9 protein-coding genes and 1 tRNA gene are annotated in these 11486 nt (G+C 74.2%); 5 read left to right on the top strand and 5 right to left on the bottom strand.

Features of this window, described 5'->3' with window-relative positions; genetic code table 11:
- Positions 1–67: 67 nt before the first annotated feature.
- Positions 68–1159 (top strand): LLM class flavin-dependent oxidoreductase, encoded by a 1092-nt coding sequence (locus tag ACFXPX_RS26125; protein ID WP_380643531.1) that lies wholly within the window; start codon positions 68–70, stop codon positions 1157–1159.
- Positions 1160–1179: 20 nt separating this feature from the next.
- On the opposite strand, the gene ACFXPX_RS26130 is transcribed toward ACFXPX_RS26125, so the two are convergent.
- Complete coding sequence (locus tag ACFXPX_RS26130; RefSeq protein WP_380643538.1) at positions 1180–3159, bottom strand: putative bifunctional diguanylate cyclase/phosphodiesterase; 1980 nt, start codon at positions 3157–3159, stop codon at positions 1180–1182.
- 554 nt (positions 3160–3713) lie between these two features.
- Positions 3714–4139, bottom strand: a complete 426-nt coding sequence (locus ACFXPX_RS26135; RefSeq protein ID WP_380525020.1) for an OsmC family protein — start codon at positions 4137–4139, stop codon at positions 3714–3716.
- A 239-nt stretch (positions 4140–4378) separates the two neighbouring features.
- On the opposite strand from ACFXPX_RS26135, the gene ACFXPX_RS26140 reads away from it, so the two are divergent.
- On the top strand, positions 4379–4714 hold the full coding sequence (locus ACFXPX_RS26140) for a chorismate mutase (protein ID WP_375883284.1): 336 nt from the start codon (positions 4379–4381) through the stop codon (positions 4712–4714).
- Between the two features lie 353 nt (positions 4715–5067).
- Entirely contained in the window at positions 5068–5676 is a 609-nt protein-coding gene (gene lepB / locus ACFXPX_RS26145) for a signal peptidase I (protein ID WP_380643533.1), read from the top strand.
- Here the strand turns inward: lepB and ACFXPX_RS26150 are convergent.
- The 3 genes from ACFXPX_RS26150 to ACFXPX_RS26160 all read right to left on the bottom strand — a co-directional run bounded on the left by ACFXPX_RS26150 (position 5639) and on the right by ACFXPX_RS26160 (position 9518).
- Positions 5639–6658, bottom strand: coding sequence for a DMT family transporter (locus tag ACFXPX_RS26150; protein WP_380594882.1), 1020 nt, complete (start codon positions 6656–6658; stop codon positions 5639–5641). The two genes, lepB and ACFXPX_RS26150, sit on opposite strands and share 38 nt — an antisense overlap.
- A gap of 169 nt (positions 6659–6827) precedes the next feature.
- On the bottom strand, positions 6828–9221 hold the full coding sequence (locus ACFXPX_RS26155) for a transglycosylase domain-containing protein (protein WP_380643535.1): 2394 nt from the start codon (positions 9219–9221) through the stop codon (positions 6828–6830).
- Positions 9222–9444: 223 nt separating this feature from the next.
- Positions 9445–9518 (bottom strand) — tRNA-Lys (locus ACFXPX_RS26160).
- A gap of 229 nt (positions 9519–9747) precedes the next feature.
- Here ACFXPX_RS26160 and ACFXPX_RS26165 point away from each other — a divergent pair.
- Together ACFXPX_RS26165 and ACFXPX_RS26170 are read left to right on the top strand one after the other, a co-directional pair.
- Positions 9748–10530: a DUF998 domain-containing protein gene (locus ACFXPX_RS26165; RefSeq protein ID WP_380594886.1), complete on the top strand. Its 783-nt coding sequence runs from the start codon at positions 9748–9750 to the stop codon at positions 10528–10530.
- Positions 10527–11402 (top strand): alpha/beta fold hydrolase, encoded by an 876-nt coding sequence (locus tag ACFXPX_RS26170; protein WP_380398419.1) that lies wholly within the window; start codon positions 10527–10529, stop codon positions 11400–11402. The genes ACFXPX_RS26165 and ACFXPX_RS26170 overlap by 4 nt, the downstream gene beginning before the upstream one ends.
- The last annotated feature ends 84 nt before the right edge of the window (positions 11403–11486 follow it).

Below are 11486 nucleotides of genomic sequence, written 5' to 3' on the forward strand. Positions count from 1 at the left end.
ACCCGCGGTCGCCGATGACGCCCGGCTCGGAGCAGAGCCGGACCACGACAGCCAGGAGGCGGACGGCATGACCACCGAGGACCAGCACGAGCACGGAACCGGGCCCGCGGCCGACGAGGCGATCCGGGGCACCGCCCGCGGCACGGCTCCCGCTCCGCTCTCGATCCTCGACCTGGCCACCGTCGGCGTCGGTCACACACCCAGCGAGGCCCTGGCCGCCACCACCGAACTGGCCCGCCGCGCCGAGCAGTGGGGCTACCACCGCTTCTGGGTCGCCGAGCACCACGGCATGCCCGGAGTGGCCAGCTCCACCCCGGCCGTCCTGCTCGCCCACCTCGGGGCCAACACCACCACGCTGCGCCTCGGTTCGGGCGGTGTCATGCTGCCCAACCACGCCCCGCTGGCCATCGCCGAACAGTTCGGCCTGCTGGAGGCCCTGCACCCCGGCCGGATCGACCTCGGCCTCGGCCGCGCCCCCGGCACCGACCAGGCCACCGCCCGGGCGCTGCGCCGCGGCGTCTCCGAGGGCGCGGACGACTTCCCGCTCCAGCTCTCCGAGCTGACCCACTTCCTCGACGGGGACTTCCCCTCCGGCCACCCCTACGAGCGGCTGACCGCCGTGCCCAAGGGCGAGGGCCGCCCGCCGGTGTGGCTGCTCGGTTCCTCCGGCTTCAGCGCCCAGCTGGCGGGCCGCCTCGGCCTCCCCTTCGCCTTCGCCCACCACTTCAGCAGCGCCAACACCGTTCCGGCCCTGGACCTGTACCGGACGTCCTTCCGCCCGTCCGCCGTCCTCGGCGAGCCGTACGCGCTGATCGGCGTGAGCGCCGTCGCCGCCGAGGACGAGAGCGCCGCCCGCCGCCTCGCCCGTTCCGCGGCGCTCGGCATGCTCCGGCTGCGGCGCGGCAACCCCGGCCCGATCCCCACCCCGGAGGAGGCCGAGGAGTACCCGTACAGCCCGGTCGAGGCGGACTTCGTCGACAACTGGCTGGACAACGTGGTGCTGGGCGACCCGGGCCAGGTCGCGGACGGCCTGGAGGCCCTGCGCAAGCGGACCGGCGTGGACGAGCTGATGGTCACCTCGCACATCCACGGCCACGAGACCCGGCTCCGCTCCTACGGGCTGATCGCCGAGGCCTACGGCCTGACGGGACCGGCCTGACGGCCCCGCCCCGCCCCGGCCTAGCGGCCGCTCGGGGCGGGGCGGCCCTCACGGAGTATCGCCGCGACGAGTTCGGCCTCGCCCGGCCGGGCGAAGTACCAGCCCTGGGCGGTGTCGCAGCCGGTGAGCCGGAGCCGCTCGGCCTGGGCGGCGCTCTCGATGCCCTCGGCGGTGACGGTCAGTCCCAGGGTGTGGGCCAGCTGCACCATGGCGCCGACGATCTGCTCGTCCGCGTCGCTGCGCCGGGACCGGAGCTCCGGGACGGCCGACCGGTCGGCCGCCGTCGCCGCCGTGCCCGCCGTCGTCGCCGCTGCGCTCAGGACCGCGGCCGGGGCCGGGTCCCGGAAGCCCTCGATGAACGTTCCGTCGAGTTTCAGGACGTGCACCGGCAGCCGGGACAGGTAGGCCAGGTTGGAGTAGCCGGTGCCGAAGTCGTCGATCGCGATCCGCACGCCCATGTCGGCGAGCGCCTGCAGGGCCTGCAGCGGGCGGCCGCCGGGGCCGAGCAGGGCGCTCTCGGTGATCTCCAGTTGCAGCAGCCGGGCGGGCAGGCCGGTGCTTTCGAGGGCGCGGGCGACGTCGGCGACGACGTCGGAGTCCCAGATCTGGCGGGCCGCCAGGTTGACGCTCACGAAGGTCTCGGTGTCCGGGAACTCGGTGAGCCACTGCCGGGCCTGGCGGCAGGACTCCTCCAGCACCCACTTGCCGAGCGGCACGATGGCGCCGGACTCCTCGGCGAGCGGGATGAAGCGGTCGGGGGAGAGGGTCCCGTAGCGGGGGTGGCGCCAGCGGACGAGCGCCTCGGCGCCTCGCACCGTGCCGTCGGCCAGGCCGACCAGCGGCTGGTACTCGATGGTGAACTCGCCACGCTCCAGGGCCGGCCGCAGCGCGGTGGCGAGGAGCTGGCGGGTCAGCTGGTGGGCTCCGCGGTCCGGGTCGTAGAGGGTCCAGCGGGCGCGGCCGTCGGCCTTGGACCAGTAGAGGGTGGCGTCGGCGTCCTTGACCAGGTCGGTCGGGGTGGTCTCGTGCACCGACCGTTCGACGACGCCGACGCTGGCGGTGATCACCAGCCGGTGCCCGGCGACGTCGAAGGGACGTTCCAGCAGCTCCAGGATCCGCCCGGCCAAGGCGGTCAGCTGCTCGCTGCCGTCGCTGTCGGGGACCAGGACGGCGAACTCGTCGCCGCCCATCCGGGCCACCAGGTGGGCGTCCTGCCCGGCGGTGTCGGCAGCCTCGGCGGCGTGGGCGGCGTGGGTGGGGCCGGTGAGTCCGCGCTGGAGCCGGGCGGCGACGGCGATCAGCAGCTGGTCGCCGATGTGGTGGCCGAGGGTCTCGTTGATCGCCGCGAAGCCGTCGAGGTCCAGGTAGCAGACGCCCACCCGGCGCACTTTCACCGCGGTTTCCGCGGCTCGGCCGGACCTCTCGGCGGCCGGCAGGCAGGCGGCGTCGAGCCGCTCGAAGAAGGAGGTCCGGTTGGGCAGCCGGGTCAGTGGATCGTGCAGGGCCTGGTACTCCAGGCGGTCCCCGAGCCGGCGCTGCTCGGTGAGGTCCTCGACCAGCGCCAGGGTGTAGAGCGGCTGCCCGGCGGGGTCCCGGATCAGCGAGACCGTCACCTTGCTCCAGACCGTGTGGCCCTCGCGGTGCCGGAGCTGCTTCTCCACGCGGAACCGTTCCCGCTCGCCGTGGACGAGCCCGTCGAAGAGCCGGTGCGGCAGGCCTTCCGGGTCGATGATCTCGTGCAGGTGGATGCGGGCCAGCTCGCCGACGCCACGGCCGATCAGGGCGGCGAAGGCGGGGTTGACCTCGATGATCCGGTCCTCGGGGTCGATCAGGGCCATGCCGATGACGGCATCGCAGAAGGCGGCCCGGAAGCGGGACTCGCTGGCCCGGAGGGCCGCCAGCAGTCGGTCGGTCCCGCCGCCCGTCCGGTCGGTGCCGGCCGGTCCGCCCGGGTGCGCACCGTCGGCCAACGGGGCCGAGCAGGTGGGGCAGAGCCGCACCTCCGGGTAGGCGCCGACCGGTGCGGCGAGGCCCACCGGTTCGAGGCCCACCTGATCGAGGCCGACCGGTTGGAGGACCGGCGCGGTGAGGAGGCGGTGGTGGGACGAGCGGTGGTGTGACGATTCCTCGTGTCGCACGCCTGGGTGGTGTGCGTCGGCCCCCTCGTTCTGGCCCGGCACGGCATGCTCCCGTCCGCTGCTGACGCTTGACGATGGTCTGCCTGGCCGGTCGGGATCCCGGCGGCCGGCTCCGCACTCTGTCGGGGCCTCGGGGCCGGTCCGCTGCGGGGCGTCCGCCGTGGGGCGCTGTCGCGCGGGGACCCGGGTGGAGAACAGGGCGCTGCGGCCGATCATAGGCCGCGACGGCAACGCGCCGTGACCGCCGGCAGGGTGATTCGCCCCGTTTGTGATCATGCGTGGTGGAACGTTCGGACGCTCCCGGTGCACCTCACATGAGGTGCACCGGGAGCGCGTGCGCCGCTGGCGCGCCCCCGGACGCCGGTTGCGCGCCGGGTGCGGGGTCGGAGTGCGCCCCGGACGGGCCGGGGCGGCGGTCAGGCCAGCTTGGCGGTGAGGGTGATGGTGGTGCCGGTCAGGGCCTGGCTGACCGGGCAGTTGGCCTTCGCGTCCTCGGCGGCCTTCACGAAGCCGGCCTCGTCCAGTCCGGGCACCGCACCGGTGACGGTCAGGTGGATCCCGGTGATGCCGGTGCCGGGCTGGAAGGTGACGTCGGCCTGGGTGTCCAGCGTGGTGGGCGGGGTGCCGGCCTTGGCGAGGCCGTTGGAGAGGGCCATCGAGAAGCAGGCGGAGTGGGCGGCCGCGATGAGTTCCTCGGGGCTGGTCTTGCCGTTGGGCTCCTCGGCGCGGGCCGGCCAGGAGACGGGGTACTCGCCGATCCCGGAGGAGGCGAAGGTCACCTGCCCCTTGCCGTGCAGGAGGTCGCCCTCCCAGGCCGTGCGGGCGGTGCGGGTGGTTGCCACGATCGGTTCCTCCAGTGCTGAGGGACTGCTGAGTCGTCACGTCCGGTCATGCACGCACCAGACTAGGGGAAGCCCCGCCGTGGAGCCGGGTGGCCGCCGGCGCCTCCTCCCGCCGTCCGGATGCTGGACGGTTCCCCGGACGGTGCCGGTCCGGTGCGGGAGCCCTGTTAGATTTGCCGGGGTCCGAGCCCGGCCGCCGTACGGTCGGGTGACCACCCCAGACACCGGGAGCCGCCCCGATGACGGACCAGCCCACGACCCCCGCCGCCGGCGCGCCCGAGGGGATCGACGACGCGGTGCGGGCCGAACTGACCAGCCTGCGCGAGAGCATCGACAACATCGATGCCGCGGTGGTCCACATGCTGGCCGAGCGCTTCAAGGCGACCCAGCGGGTCGGCCGCCTCAAGGCCGAGCACAAGCTGCCGCCGGCCGACCCGGCCCGGGAGCGGGACCAGATCAAGCGGCTGCGGGAGCTGGCCGCCGGGGCCAAGCTCGACCCGGTCTTCGCGGAGAAGTTCCTGAACTTCATCATCGCCGAGGTCATCAGGCACCACGAGGCCATCGCCCGCGCCTGAACCCGGGCTACGGACCTCCCGCAGACCTGCTCCGGACGTGTTCCGAGGTGCCGCCGCCATGTCGGAGGCGGCTAAGTCCCGGATTTCGTGCGGCTCCCCGGTTGGCGTAGCGTGCAGGTTTCCCCAGCCGGAGAGGTGGAGCAGCGACGATGGCGGTGAACCTGCCCGAAACGCCGAGCGGAGCTCCCAGCGGATCCGCCGTACCAGCCGCCCGGGACGTCCAGGACGGACCGCCCGCTCCGGGCGCGTCCGGTGGGCGCGCCGAGGCCCGCCGCCGGGCCGGGGGGTCGCGCGGCCGCAAGGCCCGCCGGGCGGGGCGCCGTCCCCGGCCGTGGTGGGTCGAGATACCGGCGATGGCGGCGGTCGGCCTGCTGGTCGCCCTGCTGATCAAGACCTGCCTGTTCCAGGTCTTCACCATCCCGTCCGGTTCGATGGAGAACACCCTGCGGGTCGGCGACCGGGTCGGCGTGAACAAGCTCGCTCCGCTGACCGGTTGGACGCCGGAGCCGGGGCAGCCGGTGGTGTTCAAGGACCCGGGGAACTGGCTGCCGCCGCAGCCGGTCGACACCAACCCGTTGACCGACGCCGTGAGCTCGGTGCTGAGCTTCGTCGGGCTGGTGCCGCCGAAGGACGACAACTACCTGGTCAAGCGGGTCATCGCGACCGGCGGCCAGACCGTGCAGTGCACGGGCACCACGCTGACCGTGGACGGCAGGAAGGTCGACGAGCCGTACCTCCACCCCGGCGACGACTCCTGTGCGGGGCTGGACTTCGGCCCGGTGAAGGTGCCCTCGGGCTACATCTGGGTCGAGGGCGACCACCGCAGCGACTCGGCGGACTCGCGCTGGCACCGGCAGGGGCCGGGCGGCGGCGCCGTGCCGGTGGGCAACGTGGTGGGCCCGGTGTCGGCCGTGGTGTGGCCGGTCAGTCACCTCGACTGGTTCGGCTGGACCGGCCGCTGACCCCGGCCGCCGTCGCGACCGCCTCGACCGGCGCCTCCGCCTCCGCCTCCGTCTCCGCCGGTCGGCTCGTCTGCGCGACGAAGGCGCCCGCCAGGACCAGCAGACCGCCCGCGACCTGCGGCAGCCCCAGGTGCTCGCCGAGCAGGACCCAGGCCAGCACGGTGGCGACCACCGCCTCCAGGTTGGCCACCACCCCCGCGATCGGCGGCGAGAGGTACCCGACGGAGACCACGCCGGTCAGGTAGGCGAGCACGGTCGCGATCAGGACCATCCAGGCGGCGGGGATCAGGGCGGGCAGGCTGTGCCCGTTCATCACCACGGACCCGCCCAGCAGGCCCCAGTCGGCCTGCCAGGGCCGGGTGAGGACGGTGAGCAGGACGGCGCCGACCAGCAGCCCGAACGCGCTGACGGCCAGCGGGTCGACCGGGCGGTCGCCCCGGCGGCCGGCGTCGGCGAGCAGGAAGTAGCCGACCTGGCAGCAGGCCGCGCCGAGGGCGAACAGCACGCCCAGCGCGTCGAAGCCCAGGCCGTTCCAGACCTCCACCACGCAGGCCAGCCCGGCCACCGCGACGCCGGCGCCGACGGCCGCGCCCCGGCTGATCGGCTTGCGCTGCACGAACTTGACGTAGCCGATCAGCAGCGGCGGCCCGAGGTACTCGATGAGCAGGGCGACGCCGACCGGGATGCGGGAGATCGCGGCGAAGTAGCAGGCCTGGACGCCGGCCACGGCGAGCAGGCCGAAGCCGATCAGCAGGCCGGGGCGGCGCAGGACGGCGTCGCGGTGCCGGTAGGCGATCGGGAGGAGGGCGACGGCCGCCCCGGTGACCCGGAGCCACACCACGTGCAGGGGGGAGAGTCCGGCCTCGATCAGTGGCTTGGCCGCGGTGCCGGAGCCGCCGAAGGCGAAGGCGGAGACCAGCGCGAGGCCGAGGCCGAGGGTTCTGCCCGAAGGGAGGGTGGGCGAGGCCGTTGATCTGTGCACTGGCGCATTGTGACAGTCATACCGATGTCGCGGTAAGGCGCCATTTCGGCATTTGGTCCTGGTCTGAACTGTCCGTAGAGGCGCGGTGACGCACCTCGGCCGGACCACCGACCCGAGGTCGGTGGTCCGGCCGAGATGAGCGCGCGGAGTGGGCGGCGTCGGGAGGCGATCAGCCCCCGGATCCCGTCCCCGTTCCGGTGGACCCGCCCGCCTCGCCGGTGGGCTGGGTGGTGGGCTGACCGGTGGGGTCGGTGGTCGGCTTGGTGGTCGGCGTCGGCTTGGGCGTCGGCCGGCCGGTGGGCCGTGAGGTGGGCTGGGTGGTCGGGGCGGTGGTGGGGGCGGTGGTCGGACCGGTGCCCGTCCCGCCGGAGCCGGAGTCGCCGCCCGAGCCGGTGCCGGTGGAGCCGGTGCCCGAGCCGTCGCCCTGCTGGCTGCCCGCGCCGGTGGTCGGCGTGGCGCTGCCGGTCGAGGGGGTGCTGCTCGGCGTGCTCGGGGACGTCGGCAGGTCGGAGGCGCCGGAGTCGCCGCCGTCCGCCGGGGTCGGGAAGTCGCTGACCGGCTGGCCCTTGAGCGCGGCCTTCATGTAGGCGGTCCAGATCTGGGCCGGGAACTGGCCGCCCGCCGCGCCGTTGATCCCGCCGACGCCGCTCAGGCTGACCTGGGCGCCGGTGCCCGGGTCCTGGCCGAACAGCGCGACCGAGGTGACCAGCTCGGGGGTGTAGCCGACGAACCAGACGGACTTCTGGTCGTCGGTGGTGCCGGTCTTGCCCGCGACCGGGCGGCCCAGCGCCTGGGCCCGGAAGCCGGTGCCGCCCGGGTCGCTCACGACGCCCTGGAGCATCGAGGTGACCTGGTTGGCGGTGTCCGCGCTGATCGCCTGGGTGGTCTTGTGCGCGGGCAGCTGCACGGCCTCGCCGGCGCGGTCCACCGACTGCACCAGCCACGGGGTGATCTGCTTGCCGCCGTTGTCCAGGGTGGCGTACACGCCGGCCATGTCGAGCACGCTCGGGGTGGCCGCACCCAGCGGGATGGACGGCACCGGGTCCAGCCCCGGGGTGCCGGCGGGCAGGCCCAGCGCGATGCCGGTGTCCTTGACCTTCTGCAGCCCGGTGTCCTGCGCGAGCTGGGCGAACACCGAGTTCACCGACTTGTCGATGGCCTGCTGCAGGGTGATCTGGCCGTAGCTGACGTCGCCCTCGTTCGGCGGCGCGTACGGGGTGCCCTTGCCGCCGCGGACCTTGCGGCCGCTGGTGCCGTCGTAGACGGTGCGCGGGGTGACGGTCCGGCCGTCCTGGGTCTTGGCGTTGTTCTCGAAGGCGGCGGCCAGCGCGATCGCCTTGAAGGTCGAACCGGCCTGGTAGTCGCGCCGGGTCGCGTTGTCCACGTAGTGCTTCACGTAGTCGACGCCGCCGTACAGGGCGACCACCGCACCGGTCTTCGGGTCGACGGAGACGGCGCCGGCCTGGGCGGCCGCGTCCTTCTTCCGCTTGTCCGGGTTCAGGGTGTCGTGCAGCTGCGCCTGGACGGAGTCCTGGAGGGCCTGCTGGCGGGTCGGGTCGATGCTCAGCTTGATCGTGTAGCCGCCCTTGGCCAGCTCGGTCTCGCTGATGATGTTGTTCGAGGTCAGGTACTGGGTGGCCGCGTTCACCAGGTAGCCGGACTGGCCGGACAGGCCCGGGTTGGGCTGCGGGTCCTTGACGTCCGGGAAGGTGGCCTTGGCCCGCTCGTCGGCGCCGAGCCAGCCCTCCTTGACCATGCCGTCCATGACGTAGTTCCAGCGGTTGACGGCGTTCTGCTTGCCCGCCGGGGTCGCGGTGGCCACGTCGTAGGCGCTCGGGGCGTTCAGCAGGGTGGCCAGGTAGGCGCCCTGGGCCGGGCTGAGCGCGGAGGCGTCGATGCCGAAGTACGCCTGGGCGGCGGCCTGGATGCCGTAGGCGCCGCGGCCGTAGTACGAGGTGTTCAGGTAGCCGGAGAGGACGTCGTCCTTGCTCTCGGTGGCGTCCACCTTGATGGCGATGAAGAGCTCCTTCACCTTGCGGGTGACGGACTGCTTCTGGTCCAGGTACGTGTTCTTCACGTACTGCTGGGTGATGGTGGAGCCGCCCTGGGTGCCCTCGCCCTTGGCGGTGTTGAGGGCGGCCCGGACCAGGCCCTGCACGTTGACGGCGCCCTCGTTGTAGAAGTTGCGGTCCTCGGCGGCCAGCGCCGCGTGCTGGGCGGCGGGGGAGACCTTGTCCAGGCCGACGTTCTGCCGGTTGGTCTGGCCGGTGCGGGTGATCACCGAGCCGTCGGAGTAGAGCCAGGTGTTGCTCTGCGCGGTCGCCGCGGCGTGCGCGTCGGGCACCTTCACCAGCGCGACCCCCAGGGCGAACAGGCCGACGCCGAGCAGCAGCGCCGAAGCGAGGCCGAGCAGCGTCATCCGCCAGGTGGGTATCAGCCGGCGCCAGCCGGTGCGCTTGGGGCGGCGCGGCTTCTTGCCGCCGGGGGTGGGGGTGGAGCGCTTGAGTCGCTTGACCGGCGGGAGGCCGATCGGCGGCCGGCCGCTCTGGGCGTTTCGGAACAAGGCGCGGCCTTTCCTGCGGGCGGACCGGGCCAGCCTGCACGGACGGGGACATCGGCGGTTAGGGACCTTTGTCCCGATTCCGGTTTACTGCCCTGGACGAGCCGGGCGGGCCCCATGGCTCCACCGGAACGGCAATCGAGACCGACATCACACATAAAACGGACATCGAGGGCCAAAAAATCGGGGAGCCCCTCGCTGCTGCGAGAGGCTCCCCAACTGCCTGTGCGCCGCCAGGGACTCGAACCCCGGACCCGCTGATTAAGAGTCAGCTGCTCTAACCAACTGAGCTAGCGGCGCCTGCTGACCTGGAAAACAATACACGGTTCCCGGGGGTGCCTCGCACCGCGGCGGTTCCGCCGGGCTCCGGGATGACCGTTTCCTCCCGGTTGGGGCGGAGTTCTTGCCCGGTTAGGGTGGAAACGTGCCCAGCCCCCCGCCCGGACACCCCCGCCCCCGAACCCACCCGCGGCCGCCCTCCCGGCGCCGCCGGCCGTCGGACCGGCGCGCGCGGACCGCGGTCGCCGCCCTGCTGCTGCTCAGCGCGGTGGCGTACACCGCGTGGGTGCTGGAGGTCGTGCTCAGCACCGGGCTCGACCCGGTGCAGGCGTACATCAGCGAACTCGCCGCCGAGGACCAGCCGCTCGGCGGCCTCTTCCGGGCCACCGACCTCGCGGCCGGGCTCAGCGTGCTCGCCGCCGCCCTCACCGCCCTCGCCACCGGGCAGGCCCGGAACGCCGCGCCACCCGGTCGACGCGCCGCGGCCCCCGGCCAGGACCGTTCGGCCCCCGGCCGGGACCGCTGGGCGCTGGTCGGCTGGTCCGCCCTGGCCCTGTTCGGCGCCGCCACCGCCGCCGACTCCCGGCTGCCGCTCAGCTGCGCCCCCACCAGCGACGAGATGTGCGCGGCCCGGGAGACCGCCGGACTGGTCCCCGCCACCCACACCGCCCACGCCGTCACCAGCAGCCTCGCCATGCTGGGCGCGCTCACCGCACTGGTCGCGCTCACCGTCCTCGCCCGCCGCCGGCACCGCTGGCCGGCGGTGCGCCGGCTCGGGCCCTGGCTGCTCGGCGCCGAACTGCTGGCCACCGGCTGGAGCCTCGGCGCGATCGCCGCCTTCCAGGCCGGTCGAGGCACCTGGGCGCTCGGTGCCGGGCAGCGGTTGCAGGTGCTGCTGGTCGCGCTCTGGCTGGCCGTCCTGGCCGTGGCCGTCGCCCGTTCGTCCGACCCGCAGGCGCTGCCCGCCCCGGAGGCCCAGGACACCCAGGACGCGCCGGGCACGCCGGAGGCCGCCGACCGGAGACGGACGTGAGCGCGCCGGCGGTCCGCGCCCGCTTCCTGCGCGTCGACGGCGTCCCGCTGCACGTCCGTACCGAGGGCAGCGGCCCGCTCTGCCTGCTCACCGGCGGCCTCGGCAGCAGCTGGTTCGACTGGGACCTCGTCGTCCCGTTCCTCACCCCGTACCGCACCGTGGTCCGCTTCGACCGGCCCGGTTACGGGCTCAGCGCCGCAGAACCGGCCACCGGGCGGCGGCCCGCCCCGACGGTGGCCGGCGAGGCCGACCGGATCCGCGCGGTGCTGGACGGCCTCGGGCTGGGCGGGCCCTGCACGGTGGTCGGCCACTCGCTCGCGGGCTTCCACGCGGAGGCCTTCGCCCGGCTGCACCCCGAGCGGACCGCCGGGCTGGTCCTGGTCGACGGCAGCGTCGAAGCGGCGGCCCGCCCGTACCCGGCACCGGCCGTACGGGACCTCGCGGCCCGGGCGGTGGCGGGTGCCGCGACCGCCCTCGCCGTCCCGTACCTGCTCGGCCCGACCGCCCGCCGGGTGACCGCCCGGCTGTCCACCGTCCGCCGGGAGGACCTGGCCCCGCCGCCGCTGGTCCGGCACTGCTACCGCACCGGACGGGCACTGCGCGCGCTGCTCCGGGAGAACGGGCGCTACCTCGACATGGCCGCCGAGTTGGACGCGCTGCGCCGGGCCCGGCCGCTGCCCGAGGACCTGCCGATCACCGTGCTGGCCGCCGACGACGGCTGCCGGACCAGCCGGACCGAGTCCTGGCTGGCCGACCAGCGGGGGCTCGCGACGCTGCTCGGGGCGGACTTCCGGACCACGGCGCCGGCCGGGCACCTGGTGATGTTCGACCGTCCGGACGCGGTGGCCTCCGCCGTCCTCGACACCCGCTGACGGCGCCGGAAGCACGGAAACGCCTGGAAACGCCTGGAAACGCCGGAAGGCCCTTCGCTCTCGCGAAGGGCCTTCCGGCTGTCT

It is taken from the genome of Kitasatospora sp. NPDC059146 (assembly GCF_042786665.1).
Taxonomy (GTDB): Bacteria; Actinomycetota; Actinomycetes; order Streptomycetales; family Streptomycetaceae; genus Kitasatospora.

What these genes read in the sequence shown, in the direction of transcription:
- ACFXPX_RS26125 (WP_380643531.1), top strand. Translation starts at nt 68, where the DNA reads ATGACCACCGAGGACCAGCACGAGCACGGAACCGGGCCCGCGGCCGAC.
- ACFXPX_RS26140 (WP_375883284.1), top strand. Translation starts at nt 4,379, where the DNA reads ATGACGGACCAGCCCACGACCCCCGCCGCCGGCGCGCCCGAGGGGATC.
- lepB (WP_380643533.1), top strand. Translation starts at nt 5,068, where the DNA reads ATGGCGGCGGTCGGCCTGCTGGTCGCCCTGCTGATCAAGACCTGCCTG.